This is a genomic window from Nonomuraea sp. NPDC003707 (genome assembly GCF_053587055.1).
On the sequence record NZ_JBSFNK010000005.1, the window covers coordinates 321,152 to 339,546 of the forward strand.

The 18,395-nt window shown below is 70.8% G+C and carries 17 protein-coding genes; 10 read left to right on the plus strand and 7 right to left on the minus strand.

The genetic code is table 11. The features are described from left to right. Positions 1 to 3 precede the first annotated feature (3 nt). Genes ACWDRB_RS15415 through ACWDRB_RS15435 form a run of 5 tightly spaced genes read left to right on the plus strand, consistent with a single transcriptional unit; the run spans position 4 to position 3,933 of the window. The gene (locus ACWDRB_RS15415) at positions 4 to 315 is read left to right on the plus strand and encodes a WXG100 family type VII secretion target (protein WP_350731440.1); all 312 of its coding nucleotides are present in this window, start codon (positions 4 to 6) and stop codon (positions 313 to 315) included. A 34-nt stretch (positions 316 to 349) separates the two neighbouring features. Further along, entirely contained in the window at positions 350 to 730 is a 381-nt protein-coding gene (locus ACWDRB_RS15420) for a hypothetical protein (protein WP_355190621.1), read from the plus strand. After that, positions 730 to 2,163, plus strand: a complete 1,434-nt coding sequence (locus ACWDRB_RS15425) for a hypothetical protein (protein ID WP_449894206.1) — start codon at positions 730 to 732, stop codon at positions 2,161 to 2,163. Before ACWDRB_RS15420 ends, ACWDRB_RS15425 begins: the two co-directional genes overlap by 1 nt. Then, entirely contained in the window at positions 2,160 to 2,573 is a 414-nt protein-coding gene (locus tag ACWDRB_RS15430; protein ID WP_449894208.1) for a hypothetical protein, read from the plus strand. Before ACWDRB_RS15425 ends, ACWDRB_RS15430 begins: the two co-directional genes overlap by 4 nt. Positions 2,574 to 2,595: 22 nt before the next feature. After that, positions 2,596 to 3,933, plus strand: a complete 1,338-nt coding sequence (locus ACWDRB_RS15435; protein WP_449894210.1) for a hypothetical protein — start codon at positions 2,596 to 2,598, stop codon at positions 3,931 to 3,933. Positions 3,934 to 3,978: 45 nt separating this feature from the next. Here the strand turns inward: ACWDRB_RS15435 and ACWDRB_RS15440 are convergent, their stop codons facing one another. Genes ACWDRB_RS15440 through ACWDRB_RS15450 form a run of 3 tightly spaced genes read right to left on the minus strand, consistent with a single transcriptional unit; the run spans position 3,979 to position 5,965 of the window. Next, positions 3,979 to 4,419: a YbaB/EbfC family DNA-binding protein gene (locus ACWDRB_RS15440; RefSeq protein ID WP_355190613.1), complete on the minus strand. Its 441-nt coding sequence runs from the start codon at positions 4,417 to 4,419 to the stop codon at positions 3,979 to 3,981. A gap of 50 nt (positions 4,420 to 4,469) precedes the next feature. After that, the gene (locus ACWDRB_RS15445) at positions 4,470 to 5,639 is read right to left on the minus strand and encodes a hypothetical protein (RefSeq protein WP_449894212.1); all 1,170 of its coding nucleotides are present in this window, start codon (positions 5,637 to 5,639) and stop codon (positions 4,470 to 4,472) included. Further along, positions 5,639 to 5,965, minus strand: a complete 327-nt coding sequence (locus ACWDRB_RS15450) for a hypothetical protein (RefSeq protein ID WP_350731426.1) — start codon at positions 5,963 to 5,965, stop codon at positions 5,639 to 5,641. Before ACWDRB_RS15450 ends, ACWDRB_RS15445 begins: the two co-directional genes overlap by 1 nt. Positions 5,966 to 6,076: 111 nt before the next feature. Here ACWDRB_RS15450 and ACWDRB_RS15455 point away from each other — a divergent pair, with 111 nt between their 5' ends. Beyond that, a complete protein-coding gene (locus ACWDRB_RS15455) occupies positions 6,077 to 6,511 on the plus strand; it encodes a YbaB/EbfC family nucleoid-associated protein (RefSeq protein ID WP_449894215.1) in 435 nt (144 codons plus the stop codon). 58 nt (positions 6,512 to 6,569) lie between these two features. Here the strand turns inward: ACWDRB_RS15455 and eccD are convergent, their stop codons facing one another. Then, positions 6,570 to 8,051 (minus strand): type VII secretion integral membrane protein EccD, encoded by a 1,482-nt coding sequence (gene eccD / locus ACWDRB_RS15460; protein WP_449894217.1) that lies wholly within the window; start codon positions 8,049 to 8,051, stop codon positions 6,570 to 6,572. 101 nt (positions 8,052 to 8,152) lie between these two features. On the opposite strand from eccD, the gene eccCa reads away from it, so the two are divergent. The 3 genes from eccCa to ACWDRB_RS15475 are packed head-to-tail and all read left to right on the plus strand — an operon-like array spanning position 8,153 to position 13,565. Next, positions 8,153 to 12,142, plus strand: coding sequence for a type VII secretion protein EccCa (gene eccCa / locus ACWDRB_RS15465; RefSeq protein ID WP_449894219.1), 3,990 nt, complete (start codon positions 8,153 to 8,155; stop codon positions 12,140 to 12,142). After that, on the plus strand, positions 12,139 to 12,474 hold the full coding sequence (locus ACWDRB_RS15470; RefSeq protein WP_449894221.1) for a hypothetical protein: 336 nt from the start codon (positions 12,139 to 12,141) through the stop codon (positions 12,472 to 12,474). The genes eccCa and ACWDRB_RS15470 overlap by 4 nt, the downstream gene beginning before the upstream one ends. Next, positions 12,471 to 13,565, plus strand: a complete 1,095-nt coding sequence (locus tag ACWDRB_RS15475; protein WP_449894223.1) for a transglycosylase SLT domain-containing protein — start codon at positions 12,471 to 12,473, stop codon at positions 13,563 to 13,565. Before ACWDRB_RS15470 ends, ACWDRB_RS15475 begins: the two co-directional genes overlap by 4 nt. Positions 13,566 to 13,623: 58 nt before the next feature. Here ACWDRB_RS15475 and ACWDRB_RS15480 read toward each other — a convergent pair whose 3' ends face one another. From ACWDRB_RS15480 to ACWDRB_RS15490, 3 genes are all read right to left on the minus strand, one after another. Beyond that, on the minus strand, positions 13,624 to 15,795 hold the full coding sequence (locus ACWDRB_RS15480) for a protein kinase domain-containing protein (protein ID WP_449894225.1): 2,172 nt from the start codon (positions 15,793 to 15,795) through the stop codon (positions 13,624 to 13,626). A gap of 118 nt (positions 15,796 to 15,913) precedes the next feature. After that, complete coding sequence (locus tag ACWDRB_RS15485) at positions 15,914 to 17,053, minus strand: S8 family serine peptidase (protein ID WP_449894227.1); 1,140 nt, start codon at positions 17,051 to 17,053, stop codon at positions 15,914 to 15,916. Between the two features lie 211 nt (positions 17,054 to 17,264). Beyond that, positions 17,265 to 17,537 (minus strand): WXG100 family type VII secretion target, encoded by a 273-nt coding sequence (locus ACWDRB_RS15490; protein ID WP_026214895.1) that lies wholly within the window; start codon positions 17,535 to 17,537, stop codon positions 17,265 to 17,267. A 130-nt stretch (positions 17,538 to 17,667) separates the two neighbouring features. Here ACWDRB_RS15490 and ACWDRB_RS15495 point away from each other — a divergent pair, with 130 nt between their 5' ends. Further along, positions 17,668 to 18,387, plus strand: coding sequence for an SDR family NAD(P)-dependent oxidoreductase (locus tag ACWDRB_RS15495; RefSeq protein ID WP_449894229.1), 720 nt, complete (start codon positions 17,668 to 17,670; stop codon positions 18,385 to 18,387). The last annotated feature ends 8 nt before the right edge of the window (positions 18,388 to 18,395 follow it).

Here is an 18,395-nt window from a genome sequence, read left to right on the forward strand (position 1 = left end):
GCAATGCCCGCGGAAGACATCTTCGACGTTACAAAGGTCAACTACTCCGGCCTCAGCCAGGGTGAGACCGACTTCGCCAAGGCGTTCAACGACATGGTCACCGAGCTGGACAACCTGGAGCGGGACCTGCTGGCCAAGAGCGCGATCTGGCAGGGCGAGGCCAAGACCGTCTTCGACGAGGTCAGGCAGCTCTGGGAGCGCGAGGCCAACGACATGTCGCAGTTCATCGACCTGATGAAGAAGAACATCAACGTCACGAACATGAACATGCAGCAGGTCGACAGGATCAACTCCCAGATCTTCGACGGCAAGTAAGGCGTAGCGCGGGGGCCGACTCCAGAGGGGGAACATGGGCAGCGACAACGGCGGGGTTGAGCTCAGCCGGAGAGCGATCAAGGCGGCCAAGGCGGACCTGGAAGAGGCCCTCGCCATGCTGGACCCCGGCCATGAGGCCGGCAAGACGGGCGGCAGCGGCGCCGTGCAGGCCATCTTCACGGGCTCCGGTCCCGTCGAGCAGTTGAGCGGCGACTACGACGCCCTGGGCGGGTTCTGGCCGGCGGCCATGGGCTTCCGTCAGAGCACCACCAACGCCATCACCACCGTCACCAGCACCTACTCGAACATCACCGGCCAGGTGGCGAACGTCATCGGCCTCCTCGACCAGGCGTTGCAGAACTACGACGGCGCCGAGGTGGACAGTGAGGGCCGGTCGAAGGCGATGCAGGTCTGATGGCCGAGTACCAGGCGCCTATCAGGGGCCAGATCGGCAGCCTCGAGTTCGAGGGCGCGACGCTGGATCTGCTCCGCGACACGCTGGCCAAGAACAAGCCCCAGCTCATCGGCCAGGCCGCGGCCGAGTTCCTCGAAGGCAAGGCACGGCTCGACCATCTCGTCGATGTGATCGACAAGCATCTGCGGGAGCTGGACAAGTCCTGGACCGCGGGCGAGGACGCCAAGACCGTCAAGAAGCAGCTGCGCAGGCTGCGGGAGGCGGCGGCGGACATCTCGACCACGATCAGCGACCAGCCCGTCGATGCGAAGAACCCCCCGAAGAACCCGCACGGCGTCGCCCCCGCGCTCATCGTCCACGCCCGGACGTTGTCGGCGGCCAAGGGAGACGTGCCCGACAACCCCGGCAGTGACATCGACTTCGGAGAGGCCGCCGTCACGGGCGGCGTGGCCGGGGCCGCCATCGGCTCCTTCTTCGGCGGGGTGGGAGCCGTGCCGGGTGTGGTGATCGGCGCGGGCGTGGGCGTGCTCGTCGGCGGCATCACCCGCTTCATCAGCGACCTTCCCTTCGCCAACCTCTGGGGCGACTCCAAGGAGGAGAAGGACAGGAAGAAGGCCGCCGAGGCCATCAAGCTGCTGAGCCAGGACACCAAGCTCAACAACGACGTGTTCCCCGCCGAGCTCAAGACCGACATCCCGCAGTTCATGGCGCTCTCGCCGAACGTTCCCACCGGCCCGTTCGGCGGGAAGACCGGGATCGGCGGCAACATCCCGGCCGGCCTCAATCAGGGGTACGACCCGGCGGCCGGCTTCGACGGCCTGAACCAGGACGGCCTGCAGGACCCCAACCGGCACCAGATCCCGGGCATCGACACCACGAACAACCCGACGAGCACGTTCCCCGACGGCACGGTCGGGACCGTGGGCTCGGGAATCGGGAACGGCCAGAACGGGATCGGCGGCAACGGCCAGAACGGCGCCGGCAACATCCCCGGCCTGACCGACCCCTCCAACGCCCTGAACGCGAACGCCAACGTGAACCCGAACCTGAACGGCTCCCAGGGCCCGAATGCCGGGGGTCCGACGACGACCCTGGCCGGGATGCCCGATCCGTCCGTGTCCGGACCGTCCACCAGCCTGCCCACCACGGGCATCGGCAGCCCGTACGGCGGCTCCACCACGGGAGGAAGTAGCTTCGGCGGGGGTGGAGGCGCGGCCTCGGGAGCGGGCAACGGCGTGAGCGCGGCCACCCTGCGCGGCCTGGGCGGCGGCCCCTCCATGGTCTCGGCGGTCCCTCCGTCCGGCGGCCGGGGCGCCCAGGAGCAGCAGGAGATCGTGCGGACCACGTACCTCCTGGAGGACGAGGACCTCTTCAGGAGCGACGTGACGACGACCAACCACACCATCAAGGGTGACTCGAAAGGCAAGGCGTGAGCGTTCCGAAGGACAACGACTCGCCGACCCCGGGACTGGAGCTCGCCAAGGACTTCCCAGGGCTCAGCGGGAACGGCGGCGGGCAGTACGCGGATCACGAGGGGATCAGGGACGTCGTCTCGCGGCTGCGCAAGAACCTGGGCTCCGTGCACGGCAACCCGCAGCCGTCGATGAGCGCCACGTGGAGCGGCCCCGGCACGATCGGCGAGGTGCAAGGGCTGGGCAACGTCGGATCGGAGGCCACCGGCAAGTGGGAGGTGGCCAGCAACTTCGGCGCCAACTTCGAGTCGGCGTACAAGGTGTTCGGCGAGAGCTACAGCCAGCTCATCGACTATGTCGAGAAGTGGGCCGAGGCGGTCGAACGGGCCGTCTCCAACTACGAAAAAGGGCAGCGGGACAGCAGTGCGTGAGATATCTGCAGGGATGGCGTAGATGGGCGATGAGTGGAAGCCGATCAGGCTCTATGACTACCTCGGCAACAGCAAGCCGGGCATCTTCGTCACCAGGGCCCAGATCGTCGCCTATCTGAAGGACACCCAGCCGGACCGCATCGAGAGCGCCGGCAACAGCTACGTCAAGGCGGCCGGTCTGGTCCACGGCAAGAGCGGGCTCGAGGGCACGCTCCTGAAGGCCGCTGAGGAGCTCGCGGAGGTCTGGCGCGGCGAAGGGGCCACGACGGCGCTGGAGGCGCTGCGGCTGCTGCACGCGAGCGCCGCGGCGCTCGGCGACGCCATGGAGAAGACCGGCAAGCCGATGGTCGAGTACGCCCAGCAGCTCAGGACGTCCAAGACGACCATGCCCGGGCCCACCACCCTCGGCAGCACGACCGATGTCGACAACGAGTCCTCGACGACCCTCAACAGCCCGCAGCTGGGGACCGCCGGGTATCTGGTGGACTCGGCGGCCCGGGCGCATCTGGAGCAGCTGAACAACAAGATCAACGACCTGAACGCGCAGATGGCCGACGGCCTGGCGTTCAAGCTGCCCGAGATCCAGCCCATGGTGGTGGAGACCCAGAAGCAGCAGCCCCTCGACCCCGGCAGCGGCACGAAGACGCCGTCGGGCGAGACGAGGTACTGGACGGGCGACGGCACGGGCGACGGCTCGAAGGGCTCGTCCGGCTCCGACGGCAGCAGCACCGGCGGCGGCCGTGACGGCTCCGACGGCACCGACGGCAAGGGCGACCAGAACCCCGGCAAGGACCAGGACCCGGGCCGCGACGATCCGGGCCAGGACCCGGGCAAGGGTCAGGACGACCCGTCCACGGGCACCCAGGACCCCAACAACCCCCAGCAGCCGGGCAACGGCCCGGGCACCGGCGGCTCGCCGCAGAAGCCCGGGGACCAGGACCAGAGCGTGCCTCCGGTGATCGGCGCAGACCAGCCGAAGACCCAGCTCGCCGACGCCGGAAACCCGAACTTCCCCACCACCACCACGACGCCGCCGAACACCGGTTACCCGCAGCAGTCCACGCCCACCGTGCTCACCAACCCCACCACACAGGTGCCGACGAGCACCCCGTTCTCCCCGGTTCCGGGGCAGAGCGGCGGCCCGAGCACCTGGTACGGCGCGGGCGGCTCGGCATCGGGGGCCGCTCCGTCGGTGCTCCGCGGCGGGCCGGGGGCCTCGGGGACGGGGCTCATGGCGTACCCGCCGGGCGGCATGGGCGCGGGCGGCGACCAGAGCAGCGAGCGCAACCGCGAGATCTACGACCCCGAAGGGGACATCTGGTCCTCCGCGCACCAGGCCGGCCCCGACCGCATCGGCTGACAGGAAACAAGAAAGCCCGGCTCACGCCACGTGAGCCGGGCTTTTTCAGCCCTCCATGCGCTGCCGGATCCTGTCCAGCTCTCCCATGAGGTCCTCGTACGTGCGGTTGTAGGCCGCTTCGGCCTGCCGTACCAGCTCCAGGCCGCCCTCGGGGTTCTGGGCGAAGCGCATGGGGTTGTTCTCCTCGCCGAAGACGTTGCCCATCTCCTCCGAGATCCGCCGCTGCAGGTCGGCGTTGGCCTCCGCGATGACGACCTTGATGCGCTCGGCCAGGTCGGCCGAGTTGAGGCGCATGGCCTTGGGGTGCAGGACGAGCTCCTTGAGCCCCGTGCTGCCGCACTCGGCCATGACGAACCCGTCCTCGTCCTGGGCGTGGCCCGTCAGGTCCTGCAGGACCTGCTGGAACTCGCCGGCCCGCGCCATCTGCTGGTCGGCGTTCCGGAGGATCCGGTCGATGTCCAGCGCGCCGAATTCCCGCTCGATCATCCCTCATACCCCACAAGACACAGAAGCCGCTTTTCTCACCACCCTATCCATCAGGGCTTGGAGATCTCCCGTTTCGGCTCGATCCAGTCGAAGTCCTGGTAGCGCGGGGGCAGTCCGTTCTTCTTGGCGGGCTCCGAGAAGGAGGGGTACTTCTTGGCGTCGATCTCGATCGACTTGAAGTTGACCGCGGCCTCGCCGGCCGGCGTGATGTAGTTCCACTGGTGGTTCCGCTTCACCATGGTCGACAGCACCTCGCCGCCCTCTTTCAGGGTGCTGGCCAGCGAGGTGGCCAGGAAGAGCGTGGCGATGTTGACCTCGGCCGTGATGTATTTCTCCATAAGCACCCCCCACACCGAGCTCTGCGGCACCCGCTGCAGCGCCTTGGCGGCGACGAGCAGGCCGAGCGCGGCGGCCGACGTGCGCAGGACCCAGGTCCAGAAGCTCCGGTAGGCCGCCGCGACCTCGTCGAGCGAGCTGCCGCCCGTGTTGAGGACGTTGCGCAGCACCTCGGACTCGCGTTGGAAGGTCCACAGCACCCGGTCGAACTCGTCGCGGTCCATCGCGATCCAGCCGTCCTTGGCCGTGTCGCGCAGCTGCGGGAGCAGGTTCTTCATACCGCCGTCGAGCCGCTGGGCCATGCCGCTCTGCCAGACGCTGACCGCCTGGGCCATGCCCGGCTCGTTGGCGAGCATGCCGCCGCAGATGGCGATGGCGGGAGCCAGGCCCAGGGCGAGCTTGCCCGCCCTTTTCAGCATGTTGAGCGCCTTCTCCCCCAGCGACGGCAAGGACGAGCGGGCCGCGTTCATCTCCGGAGCCGGACCGAACCTCCCAGCGCCCAGGTTCGCGCGCTGGGCGCCGTTGGCGGCGTAGTTCTGGGGGGTGTGGGTGACGGGCTGGGCGTAGGGGTTGCCGGGAACGGGCCTGGGCTGCGGCTGGTACGGGCGCGGGCTGGTGGGCGTCGTGGAGTAGGGGTTCGGGGTGGCGTACGGGTTGGAGTAGGGATTGGCGGGCACCGGCTGGCCCGGCGCCGGGGGCCGGGTGTGCGCCCAGGGATCCGGGGCGGCCGGCTGCGGCGGCGTGGCCGCCCGCGCCATGGGGTCCGGAGCGCCCGGCTGGGCCGGCGTGCCGTAGGGATTGCCAGGAGGCGCCTGGGTGGCCGGCGGGGTCTGGGTGTGCGCCCAGGGGTCCGGAGCGCCGCCCCAGGGATCTGGCGTGCCCATCAGCCGCGGTACCTCACGATGCTGGCCTCCTCGGCCGCGCGCCAGTTGCGCCTGGCCCGTTCGAGGGCGTCCGACCAGCTCTCCACGGCGTCTTCCATTTCGGTGAACGTGGTGTCCGCCCAGCGGCGGAACTCCTCGTACGCGCCGCCGATCATCACGCCGCCGATCGCCCCGAAGCCGAGCCCGCCCACGGCCGTGTACGACATGAGCCCGTGGATGAACTCCACGTTCGGATGCAGCTCCTCGTCGACGCGCTTTCGCGTGTGCGCGATGGTGGAGGAGGTGACGTAGATCTCTTGCCCCGTTTTACCCTGTTGTTGCCCCACAAATCGGCATTCTTGTCCACATATCGCTACTAAGTGGCACACTTGCCTCGATCTTCATGATCGATTCAGCGGCTCGCCAGCCTGTGATCGCCTCCAGTTAACCCGGCGCCGATGGCGTGGCGTGTCATGGACTACACCGACGACGACGTGGACAAACTCCTGCGGGACAACGAGCGCGAGCTCACGCGCCTGGCCGCGGCCGCCGCCGAGCTGCAGCTGATCACCGGCAAGGGGGAGAGCCGCAGCGGCCTGACCACCGCGGTCGTGGACGCCGACGGCCGGCTCCAGAACGTGGTCTTCTCGCCGCGCGTCCTGCGGCTGGACGTCAGGACCCTGGCGGAGGAGGTCGTCCAGGCGGTGCGCCAGGCACAGGAGGACCAGGGGCGCCAGGCCCAGGAGCTGCTGGCCGTGCCGCAGTCGCAGATCATCGGGCTCGAGGAGATCCAGCGGCAGTTCGCCGAGTTCCAGGACATGTTCGGCGCGGAGACCGCCGAGCGGAACGACCGGCTCCGGCGGCTCGGCGAGCAGGACCCCCGCGACGTCTGACCCGCCGAGGCGGCCCGCCGGGCCGCCTCGGCGGGTCGTCGAAAGCGGTCCGAGGCGGTCAGCCCGCCAGGCCGCGGATCCACGTGTAGACGTCGAGGACGCCCAGCGCCAGCGGGAAGAGCGCGATCAGCAGGATGACGTCCACGATCTCGCCCGCGCGCCCCCAGAACGGCGAGAGCCGCCCGGACGGCAGCCACAGGCCGAGCCCGACGACCAGCATCGCCAGCCAGAGCACGCCCATCACGACGGCCGCGGCGGCCACCGTGCCCGCGCCCGCGCTCAGCTCGATCCCCACCGCGATCAGCCCGGCCAGGCCGGCGCCCAGCAGCCAGAGCCGCTGGCCGAGGCCGTGGAAGACGCGGGCGCGCAGCAGCAGCACCAGCGAGAGCACGACGGTCATCGAGACCGCCATCCAGGTCGGCGTGGTGACCAGGAAGGCCATCGCGCCGATGGCGGTGAGCACGATGCCGACGACCATGCCGGTCGCGTACCGGCGGGCCTGCACGGTGCGGGCCAGGACGCCCTCGCTGTCCAGCCGCTGGTTGTCGGCCCGCAACTCCTCAGCGTTGGTGGGCAGGGCCGGCAGCGGCACCCTGGCGATCCTGAACGACAGCGTGGGGATCAGCGGGCTGAACGCGATCAGGATCGTCACCGTCATCGCCGCCACGCCCGCCGCGGGCAGGGCGAACACCATGACCGCGGCGGACGCGAGCGCCCCCGCCACGGTCGCGATGGCCGTACCGAGGAAACCCGCGACTCCGTCGGCCACCACGGTGCCGCCGATGGTGGCCACCAGCGCGGTGCAGGTCAGCGCGGCCAGCAGGTGCGGGGCGCCGAGCCCGGCCAGGGTGGAGCCGCTGACCAGGCCGTACAGGCCGGCCAGGAACGCGTACGGCAGCGCCGCGTAGCCGATCAGCGCGCCCGCGGAGGAGTCGCCGACGGCCCTGGACAGGGCCGCGCTGACGCCGATCAGCAGCAGCGCGAGCATGCCCGCGACCACCGTCACGCCCAGCGGCGCGCTGCCGGACAGCACCAGCGCCGGCGCACCGAGCGCGAGCATGATGGCGGCGGCGCCCGCGCCCATGGCCCGGGTGTGGCGGGCCTCCCATTTGCCCGAGCTGTCCTTGACGCCCGTGGCGACCACGTCGGCCACGTCGTCGAAGAGCGCGGGCGGCAGCGTGAGCTCGCGCGGCCGCAGGTAGAGCAGTTCGCCGTCCAGCACGCCCAGGGACGCGAGCGTCTGCCCGAGGTCGAACGGCGCGCCTCCGAGCCGCTGGAGCACCCAGCCAGGCGGTCCGGCCGCGTCGCCGCCGGCCTCGCCGACCGCGCGCAGCAGGCCGGGCAGCACGTGCGGGAGCGGGATGTCGGCAGGCAGCGCCAGATCGACGCGGCGGCGCGGGGCCACGATCGTGACGTGGCACAACGGCGCCACCGGCGCGCGCATCTGCGGCTGAGCGCCTGGATGCGTCGGCGGCAGCCCGGGCGGCCCGGGCGGCATCGGCCGCATGGGCTGCATCGGCTGGTGGGCGAGCGAGGTCACGGCCACTCCAGGTCTGGCTGACGAAATCCGACATGCCGAACATATAGGGATGGCACGTCTGGTAAGAAAGTGTTCCAGGTGACAGGAGGGTTGTCCCGTCAGTGAGCATTGTTGTTGTTCGGCGTCCCGAACGCCGTCCCAGCCCCCAGCCACCGCGTGGGGAAATCCTGCTGGAGTCTCCGCCGGAGATCCCCGAGGTGCAGCCCGCCGGTATGACCGGCGTCCTCATGTACGTCCCCATGCTGGCAGGCGGGGCGGCCATGGGGCTGATGTTCACCGCGGGCGGTAACGCCAACCCCATCATGTACGTGGCCAGCGGCCTGTTCGCGGTCTCGATGCTGGGCATGACGGTCGGCCAGTTCGGCCGCAACGCGGGCGAGCGCAAGAACCGCCTCAACGGCCTGCGCCGCGACTACTTCCGCTACCTCTCCCAGATCCGCAAGAGGGTCCGCAAGGCCGCCGTCCAGCAGCGCGAGGCACTGGAGTGGAGCGGCCCCGCCCCCGAAGCGCTCTGGTGGGTGGCCATGGGGCCGCGCCTGTGGGAGCGCAGGCCCCGCGACGACGACTTCGGCACGGTACGCCTCGGCACCGGCGTGCAGAAGCTGGCCGTGCAGCTCATCCCGCCCGACTCCAAGCCGGTCGAGGACCTCGACGCGCTGACGGCCGGCGCGCTGCGCAGGTTCGTACGGGCCCACTCCACGGTGTCCGAGTTGCCCGTGGCGGTGGCGCTCAACTCTTTCGCCCGGATCCACCTCAGCGGGGATCCGCGGGCCGTACGCGGCCTCGTACGGGCGATCATCGCCCAGCTCGTCACCTTCCACTCCCCCGACGACATGCGGGTCCTGGTGTGCGCCGGCAAGGAGTCGATGCCCCACTGGGACTGGGTCAAGTGGCTGCCGCACGCGCTGCACCCCGAGGAGATGGACGCGGCCGGTCAGGTGCGGCTGATGGGTGAGAACCTGTCCCAGCTCGACCAGCTCGTGGGCGACGAGCTGAAGGAGCGGGCCAGGTTCCGTCCGGGAACGGCGTCGGACGCGCTGCCGTACCACGTGGTGATCGTGGACGGCGGGCACGTGCCGCACGACTCCCAGCTCGGCAGCGACGCCATCCAGGGCGTCACGGTGATCGACCTGTCGGAGGTGACGGGGCCGGTCGAGGAGGCCAGCACGCTGCGGCTGGAGATCCAGCCCGACGGGTTCCACATGGTGAAGATCGACCACGCGGGCAAGCGGTCCACGACCCGGCTGGGCGACCCCGACAAGCTGGACTACGCGCGCGCGGAGGGCCTGGCCAGGCAGCTCGCGCCGCTGCGGGCCTCGGCGGGCTCCGGCGGCGAGTCGCAGGACCTGCTCGGCACCAACACCACGCTGACCGAGCTGCTCGGCGTGGGCGACCCGGGCCGGCTCTCGCCCGCGGTCACCTGGCAGCCCAGGGCGGGCCGCAACCGGCTGCGCGTGCCCATCGGCATGGGTGGCGACGGCCGGGTGGTCGAGCTGGACATCAAGGAGTCCGCGCAGGGCGGGATGGGCCCGCACGGCCTGGTCATCGGCGCGACCGGCTCCGGCAAGTCGGAGCTGCTGCGCACGCTCGTACTGGGCCTGGCGATCACCCACTCCTCCGAGATCCTCAACTTCGTCCTGGTCGACTTCAAGGGTGGCGCGACGTTCCTCGGGCTGGAGGGGCTCTCGCACGTCTCCGCCGTCATCACCAACCTGGAGGACGAGCTCCCCCTGGTCGACCGCATGCACGACGCGCTGCACGGCGAGATGGTGCGCCGGCAGGAGCTGCTGCGCGCGGCGGGCAACTACGCCTCGCTGCGCGACTACGAGCGGGCCCGCGAACAGGGCGCCGACCTGCGGCCGATGCCGACGCTGTTCATCGTGCTGGACGAGTTCAGCGAGCTGCTGTCGGCCAAGCCCGAGTTCATCGACCTGTTCGTGATGATCGGCCGGCTGGGCCGCTCGCTCGGCGTGCACCTGCTGCTGGCCTCCCAGCGGCTGGAGGAGGGGCGGCTGCGCGGCCTGGACACCCACCTGTCCTACCGGATCGGCCTGCGGACGTTCTCCGCCATGGAGAGCCGGGTCGTGCTGGGCGTGGCGGACGCGTACGAGCTGCCGTCGGCGCCGGGCAACGGCTACCTGAAGTTCGACACGACCGGTATGACCAGATTCAAGGCCGCCTACGTCTCCGGCGCCCACCACGACGACCCGGCGCAGACGGTCGCCCCCGACGGCACCGCGGCGATCCGCGAGGTCGTCGAGTACGGCCCCACCTACATGCCGCTGCCCGAGATCACCAAGCCCGTCCAGCTGGCGACGCAGCCGGAGCAGGAAGAGCCCGCGGGCGGCAACCAGCGCAGCCTGCTCGACGTCGTGGTCGGCCGGCTGGCCGGGCACGGCCCGGGAGCGCACCGCATCTGGCTGCCGCCGCTGGCCGAGCCGCCTACCCTGGCGCACCTGCTGCCCCCGCTCTCCGTCACCCCCGAGTTCGGGCTGACGACCGCGGGCTGGCAGGGCCGGGGCCAGCTGCACGCCGTCATCGGCATCATCGACAAGCCGTTCGAGCAGCGCCGTGACCCGTTCTGGCTGGACGTCTCCGGCGCCGCCGGACACGTCGGGGTGGCGGGCGGCACCCAGAGCGGCAAGAGCACCGTCGTGCGCACGCTCGTGGCCAGCATGGCGCTCATGCACACGCCGCGCGAGGTCCAGTTCTACTGCCTCGACTTCGGCGGTGGCGCGCTCGCCTCGCTCGAAGGGCTCCCGCACGTCGGCGGCGTGGCCACCCGCCTCGACGGCGACCGGGTACGCCGTACGGTGGCCGAGATCGGCGCCATCCTGGAGCAGCGCGAGCGCGACTTCGGCGAGCACGGCATCGAGTCGATGGCCTCCTACCGGCAGCTGTGCGCGGAGGGCGCGATCGAGGGCGACGGCTGGGGCGACGTGTTCCTGGTCGTGGACGGCTGGCTGACGCTCAGGCAGGAGTTCGACTCGCTGGAGCCGACCATCACCGACATCGCGGCGCGCGGGCTCGGCTACGGCATCCACCTCGTCGCCGCGACCAACAAGTGGTCGGAGTTCCGGCCGAGCATCCGTGACCTGCTCGGCACCAAGATCGAGCTCAAGCTCGGCGACGCCTACGAGTCGGAGGTCAGCAGGAAGAAGGCGCTGGCCGTGCCGGAGGCGGCGCCGGGCCGGGGGCTGACGAAGGACGGGTTCCACTTCCTGACCGCGCTGCCCAGGATCGACGGGGTGCAGAACTCCACGGACCTGGCGGCCGGGGCTCGCTCGCTGGTGCAGGCCGTACGGGACTCCTGGCAGGGCACGCCCGCGCCGCGGGTCAGGCTGCTGCCCGCCGTCCTGCCCGTCTCCGCGCTGCCGGACGACCGGGAGCGGATCCCGATCGGCATCGACGAGGCGGCGCTGGCGCCCGTCTCCCTCGACTTCGACGCCGACCCGCACTTCGTGATCTTCGGCGAGAACGAGAGCGGCAAGTCGAACCTGCTGCGGCTCATCTCCGAGGGGCTGGTGGCGCGCAAGCAGCCGAGCGAAGCCATGATGATCGTGATCGACTACCGCAGGGCGCTGCTCGACTCGGCGGTGACCCCGCATCGCATCGGCTACGCCGCCTCCAGCGCGGCCGCCGCCGACCTCATCAACGACGCCAAGGGCGCCCTGCTGAGCCGCCTGCCCCCGGCCAACCTGACGCCCGAGCAACTGCGCGACCGCAGCTGGTGGCAGGGCTCCGACCTGTACATCGTCGTCGACGACTACGACCTGGTCGCGACCTCGTCCAACCCGCTGCACCCGCTGGTGGACCTGCTGCCGCAGGCCCGCGACATCGGCCTGCACGTCGTGCTGGCCCGCCAGATGGGCGGCGCGGGCCGTGCCATGTTCGACCCGGTCATCCAGCGCATGAAGGACATGGCCACACCGGCGCTGCTCATGTCCGGCAACAAGGACGAGGGCTACCTGTTCGGCAACGTACGGCCTCAGACACTGCCGCCGGGCCGCGGCTTCCTGGTCGACCGGCGATACGGCGCGCGCCTGACGCAGACGGCATACCTGGACGCGGACAAGACACGGGGAGAATGATGGCCGATCTGGAGATCTACCTCTCGGCGCTGGACAAGTGCCGCACAGCCATCCACAAGGCCGCCGGCCAGTACGAGGAGACGCTGAACGAACGCAACCCCGGCAAGCTCACCTACGACGACCGCGGTGAGCCGCACAACAACCGCACCGCCGTCGCCGCCACCACCTTCGGCCACCTGGACGACTCCGGCACGCTGGCCACGGCCGCGAACGGCGTCTGGACCGCCGTGATCGGCGAGACGGACCAGGCCCGCAGGAAGCTCGGCGGGGTCGAGCGGGGTCTGAGCAACGTGGAGGAGAACATCCGCAAGGCGCACAGGGCGACCTCATGAGCGTCGCCCACCTGCCCGGAGGCGACGCGCTCGACACCATGCTGAACAAGGTGACCGGCGACCCCGGCGCCATCGACAAGATCGCCACCGCCTGGCGCAGCGTGTCGGGCGACGTCAACGAGTTCGACGGCGCGCTGGGGGCCGCGGTCCAGACGGTGGACGACGCCTGGAAGGGCCGCTCCTCCGACCAGTTCGCCACTTACATGCGCAAGTACGGCACCGCGGCCGAGGACCTGAAGCTGGCGCTGTCCAACTCCGCGTCCTCGCTCGAGGCCGCCGCCTCGGCGCTGCGTACCTCGCACACCGAGATCAGCTCCATCTGCCGGGACCTGACCACCAGCGCCGCCACCTACAAGACCACCTACTACCGCGAGCACCCCGACGCCAAGGAGGCGGACGTGGAGCCCGGGTTGAGGAAGCTGGTCGACCAGGCCAAGACCGAGGCCCAGCCGTGGGTGGACTCGGCGAACAAGGCGGTCAGCAAGGCCAAGAAGGACATCAACGGGTTCCTGGACGATCGCACGCTCACTTTCCACGCGATCCCGGATGTCTCCACGCAGGACTTCACGCCGGCGCCCGGGCGGAAGATCGAATGGGAGCCGGATCCCGAGTACCAGCCGCGCACCACCCTGCAAGGGGCCGGCGGGAACGGGCCCGGCGGCGGCGGCCCGTCCGGTTTCGGGGGCTACGGCCCCAGCGGCCCCCCGCCCGCCGGAGGCGGTCCCGCGCCGACGGGCCAGGTCAAGCAGTGGATCGAGCAGGCCATCGCGATCCTGGAGAAGAACGGCGTGCCGGCCTCGAAGATGAACGCCAGCGACATCTGGATGATCATCCAGCACGAGTCCGGCGGGAATCCCAACGCGATCAACAACTGGGACTCCAACGCGGCCAAGGGCACGCCGTCCAAGGGCCTCATGCAGACCATCGACCCGACGTTCAGCTCGTACTCGCTGGCCGGGCACAAGAACATCTACGACCCGGTGGACAACATCATCGCGGGCGTGCGGTACGCGATCTCGCGCTACGGCTCGGTGTCGAACGTGCCCGGCGTGGTCAACTCCAAGCGCGGCCTGGACTACGTCGGCTACTGAAACGACAGATGGGCCCGGATCTCAGCGATCCGGGCCCATCTGTCTTTCGAAAGGGCGCTCAGGCTCCGCAGCTGCCCCAGGCCGCGCTGGTGTTCGTGCCGCCGGCGCTGCCGGAGAAGCGCACGCACTTGCCTCTGGCGGGCAGCTTGACCGGGCCGGCGTAGTACTCGAAGCTGCCGGAGTCCGTCTGGCTGCCGCCGCCCTGGACCTCCAGGGTCGCGCTGACCGGCGTCTTCTTGCCGATGTCAGTGGTCTTGATGGTGACCACGCAGTTCTGGCCGGTGCTGTTGTTCCAGAGCTGGTACGTCACCCCGCCCCCGAACGGGCTGGACCGCTGGACCGAGAAGCCGGAGCCGCACACCTGGGTGGGCGAGTACGGGTTCGTGGTCGGCGGCTTGGGCGTCGTCTTCGTGGGGGTGGGCGTGGGCTTGGCCGTGGTCTTGGTCGGGGTCGGCTTGGGCGTCGTCTTCGTGGGGGTGGGCGTGGGCTTGGCCGTGGTCTTCGTCGGGGTCGGCTTGGGCGTCGTCTTCGTCGGAGTCGGGGCCGGCTCCCGCGTGGGCTCCCGGGTCGGCGTCGGCTCCTGGCTCGGCGTCGGCTCCTGGCTCGGCGTCGGCTCCTGGCTCGGCGTCGGGGTGGGCGTCCTGTCCACCGTCTTCGTGACCGTCGCCGTCGGCTTCGCGTGCCGCGTCTTGCTGGGCGTCGGCGTCGACTCGGCCGTGTTGTTCGCGGCCGGCTGCGTGGCCGTGGGGACCGGCTGCGTCGGGACCGGCTGGGTCGGGATCGCGGCCGGGGTCGTGGGCACGGTGGTCAGCTCGGGCACCTGGGGCGCGGCCGAGGTCGAGGACCACTCGGTGGGCAGCGTCAGCGGCCCGACGCCCGAGTCGTCCGGGGCGGCCGTGGCGCCCCAGGGCACGGTGGCCTCGGGCTGCGTCTGCTGCGGATCGGCACCGCCGCCGAGAGGGTCCGTGCCCTGCGGGCCGGTGGTCGCCGGGGCGCTGGCGGGCACCGGGATCTCGTCCGCGTTGGCCTGCGCCATGGAGGCCGGGTTGACCTGCTGCAGCTTCACGTACCTGTTCGCGCCCCACAGGCCCAGGACCGAGATGAGCGCGACCACGGCGACCCCGGCGACCAGTCCCAGCGGGAAGCCACGGCGCGGCCGGGCGGCGGCCCCGGAGGGCACGGCCTCGAGCCTGATGTGCTGCGGCTGCTGGTCCGGCTCCGGCGGGCCCCACATCGGCGTCTCGGACTGGTGCTGATGCGGAACCGGCAGGCCCTGCATGGGCGGACCCTGCATCGGGGGACCCTGCATGGGCGGGCCCGGCACGAACGGCGGACCCTGGACGGGCGGCGGGCCGTCCTGCAGCATCGGCGGCCCGGCGACCAGCGTGTCCTGCGGCGGCACGGGACCGCCCTGGCCGGGCACGCCGGGGACCGGGATGCCCTGGATCGGCACGCCCTCGATGGCGGTCTGCTGGGCCGCGGGCGGCTTGGCGTTGCCGCCGAGCAGCTGCATGAGCGCGCTGTACGTGGTCGGCCGCTTGCCGACCTCCTTGGACAGCGCCGCCAGCACCACCCTGCGCACCGGCTCGGCCTCGATGTCCACCTCGGGCTCACCGGTCAGCACCGCGTCACGGTCGGCGAACGGCGCCCTGCCCGTGGCCGCGAACGCGATGGTCGCCGCCCAGGCGAACACGTCGGCGTAGGGGCCGTACTGCAGGCCGAGCAGCTGTTCGGGGGCCTGGTAGGCGATCTCGCCCACCGGCTCGCCGATCCCGGCGTCGGTGACCCGCGGGCCCTCGGGGCCGAGGATCACGTTGTGGGGTGTGAGCGACTTGTGCGAACGGCCGGCGAGGTGGACGGCCGACAGGGCGGTCAGCACCCCGACCGCGACCCGCTCGAGCGCGTCCCCGGTCAGTGGGCCGTCGTCGGCCACCGCCTGGGCCAGGCTCTTGCCTTCGACGTGCTCTCTGACGACGTACGGGCGGTCCTCGTGCATTCCGGCGTCCAGGACCCTGGCCACGTACGAGCTGGAGACCTGTTTGGCTGCCAGGTGCTTGACCGGCGCGTCGGCGTCGGCGTCCGGCTCCGCCGGGAGCAGCTTCACCGCGACGATGGGGGCGTCCTCGGACTCGCGGCCAAGGAACACCTCGCCCCGCGGCCCCTCTCCCAGCCGGCCAACAATGCTGAGATCGCCGATCCGCTCGGGATCATCAGGGCGCAAAGCGTGCATGACTAAACCTTTCACGGCAAAGCATGATCTGGACACATTGAACCAGATCTTTCACTTCAGCATCAGAAGTTTCGGGCCGTACCCGACAATTCACCGTTTTGTTTCCTTGCAGCCCGAGTCACTCCGGGCGGCCGGGCCGCCAGCCCCTGCGGCGGCCCATCGGGATCATGACGCGGGCGACCGCCACCAGCAGCGCCAGCCCGAGCGCGGACCCGGCGACGATCAGGGCCAGGTCGATCGCGTCGTGGTCCACGGGCGGGACCTTGGCCACGGCCTCCGCGGCGAGCGGGCTGGGCGGAGGGGGCGCGACCACGGGGGCGCCGGCGGGCTCGTACGGGAGGATCGCGCTGAGCGCGAGCATCGGATTGACCATGCCCGCGCCCTTGCCCCCGCCCGTGGCTCCGTCGGCGGTGGCGATGATGCGCTGGCGTACCTGGGCCTGGTCCAGCTTCGGGAAGCGGGCCCGGACGAGCGCGGCCACCCCGGCGACGTAGGGGGCGGCGTAGCTGGTGCCGTTGAGGTCCTTGAAGTAGGAGCGGCCGGGCCAGGTGGACGTGATGCCCTGGCCGGGGCCGAGCACGGCTACGGGGGTCTTGACGTTGGAGAAGTTGGACAGGATGCCGTTCGGGCCCGCCGCGCCGACCGCGAGCACCCCTTCATAGGCGGCCGGATAGGCCGGTACGGGGGTTCCGTCCTCCTTCGTGACGTTGCCGGCCGCGGCCACGATCACCGCGTCCTTGGCGAGCGCGTACTGCACCACCTCGCGCAGCGCGGGCAGGTCGCTCGTCGACACCGACACGTTGATGACCTTGGCGCCCTCATCCGCCGCCGCCTTGATGGCCTTGACCAGCAGATCGGGGTCGCCGTTCCGCTCGGAGGCGGTCTGCTTGTACGACAGCAGCCGCGCGCCCGGCGCCATGCCGTAGAAGAGCACGCCCTGCATGTACTGGGCGCCGATGATGCCCGCCACCGCGGTCCCGTGGCCCACGCAGTCGCGGTAGCCGGTGCCGGTGAGGTCGGCCCGGCCCGCCAGGCGGATCTGCGGATGTTGCAGATCGACGCCGCTGTCGACGATGGCGACTTTCACGCCCGCGCCGGTGGACAGCGACCAGACGCGTTTGGGATCGAGCCGTTTCTGCGCCCAGGATTCGCCCACCTGCATGGTGCCCCTGGGCGGCCGGCACTCGTCCCTCACGGCCGCGGGCGCCAGCGGGACCTGCAGGGCGAGCACGCTCGCCACCAAGGCGCGACCAATCATGGGGAAAAAGCGTAGCTTGCCGGATTCGGGCGGCGGCGGGGCCTGCCCGAATCAGCCCCGAATCAGGCCCGAATCAGCGCCGGTCCGGCTTCGGTCCGGCATCGGCATCGGTCTGGCTTCGGTCCGGCATTGGCATCGGTCTGGCTTCGGCTTCGGTTCGGCTTTGACGGAAGGAAGCCCCGGCTCCCTTGCCAGGGCCCCGATCCGTTGCTCATTTCGTTGCGGACTCGATGTTCTGGCGGTAGGTGCCGATGACGCGCGAAGCCTCCTGCAACTCCTCGGTCATGCGCTGGAAGGCCGTGCGGTAGTTCTGCCACGCCTGTTGGAAACGCTGGGCGCCCGGCCCCGTCCACGCCGTGCCGACCTTGGCGGCCTCGCGGTCGAGCGCGGTCATGGTGGTGCGGACCGCCTCCGACTGCTGCGTGAACTGACTGGCCATCTGCTGCATTTCCGCGGGGTCGCCGCCGAGCATGCTCTGGCTCATGCATACCTCCTGGAACATGGGGAAAGCGCCCTCAACTTAAGGGGTGACCACCTACCGTCGCCTGAGTTATACCGAGCGGCTATAGTCTACCCGAGGACTGTTCGGATTCGTCTCGGGGAGCGCTCGGGTCATGCGCGAGGTTGTGGTGACCGGCGGAGGCACCGGCATCGGATACGCCGTCGCGGCCGCGTTCGTCTCGCTCGGCGACCGCGTGACCATCACCGGCCGCCGCGAGCACGTGCTGAAGGAGGCCGCGGCGCGGCTCGGGGCGGCGCACGTGGCGTTCGACGCCTCCAGCCCCGTCGCCGTGAAAGAGGCGCTCGGCAGCCTGCCGCCGCACGTGGACGTGCTGGTCAACAACGCCGGCGGCAACACCAACCTCGACCGCAGGCAGCCCGGCGAGCTGACGGACGTGGCCGAGGCCTGGTGGGCCAACATCAACGCCAACCTCATGTCCGCCGTCCTCGTCACGACCGCGCTGATGCCGCGCCTGAGGGAGGGCGGCCGGATCGTCTCGATCGGCTCCATCGCCGCGCACGGCACGGGCTCCGGCTCGTACGGCGCCGCCAAGGCCGCCCTGGAGTCCTGGACCGCCGACCTGGCCGCCGAGCTCGGCCCCCGGCGCGTCACCGCGAACGTGGTAGCCCCCGGCCTCGTCCTGGACACCGAGTTCTTCCGCGGCCGGCTGACCGAGGACGGCATCAGGGCACGCGTGGAGAACACGCGGAACGGGCGCCCCGGCACCCCCTCTGACGTCGCCGATACCGTTCTGTTCCTGGCCTCCGCGGGAGCCAGGCATGTGACCGGGCAGGTGCTCCATGTGAACGGCGGCGCGTACCTGGGCCGCTGAACCTCTCA

Excerpts from the sequence above, each read along its gene's own strand:
- ACWDRB_RS15490 (WP_026214895.1), bottom strand. The coding sequence starts at position 17,537 with ATGAGCCAGAGCATGCTCGGCGGCGACCCCGCGGAAATGCAGCAGATG.
- ACWDRB_RS15485 (WP_449894227.1), bottom strand. The coding sequence starts at position 17,053 with ATGATTGGTCGCGCCTTGGTGGCGAGCGTGCTCGCCCTGCAGGTCCCG.
- ACWDRB_RS15495 (WP_449894229.1), top strand. The coding sequence starts at position 17,668 with ATGCGCGAGGTTGTGGTGACCGGCGGAGGCACCGGCATCGGATACGCC.
- ACWDRB_RS15480 (WP_449894225.1), bottom strand. The coding sequence starts at position 15,795 with ATGCACGCTTTGCGCCCTGATGATCCCGAGCGGATCGGCGATCTCAGC.
- ACWDRB_RS15435 (WP_449894210.1), top strand. The coding sequence starts at position 2,596 with ATGGGCGATGAGTGGAAGCCGATCAGGCTCTATGACTACCTCGGCAAC.
- ACWDRB_RS15470 (WP_449894221.1), top strand. The coding sequence starts at position 12,139 with ATGATGGCCGATCTGGAGATCTACCTCTCGGCGCTGGACAAGTGCCGC.
- ACWDRB_RS15420 (WP_355190621.1), top strand. The coding sequence starts at position 350 with ATGGGCAGCGACAACGGCGGGGTTGAGCTCAGCCGGAGAGCGATCAAG.
- ACWDRB_RS15445 (WP_449894212.1), bottom strand. The coding sequence starts at position 5,639 with ATGGGCACGCCAGATCCCTGGGGCGGCGCTCCGGACCCCTGGGCGCAC.
- ACWDRB_RS15415 (WP_350731440.1), top strand. The coding sequence starts at position 4 with ATGCCCGCGGAAGACATCTTCGACGTTACAAAGGTCAACTACTCCGGC.
- ACWDRB_RS15455 (WP_449894215.1), top strand. The coding sequence starts at position 6,077 with ATGGCGTGGCGTGTCATGGACTACACCGACGACGACGTGGACAAACTC.
- ACWDRB_RS15440 (WP_355190613.1), bottom strand. The coding sequence starts at position 4,419 with ATGATCGAGCGGGAATTCGGCGCGCTGGACATCGACCGGATCCTCCGG.
- ACWDRB_RS15425 (WP_449894206.1), top strand. The coding sequence starts at position 730 with ATGGCCGAGTACCAGGCGCCTATCAGGGGCCAGATCGGCAGCCTCGAG.
- ACWDRB_RS15475 (WP_449894223.1), top strand. The coding sequence starts at position 12,471 with ATGAGCGTCGCCCACCTGCCCGGAGGCGACGCGCTCGACACCATGCTG.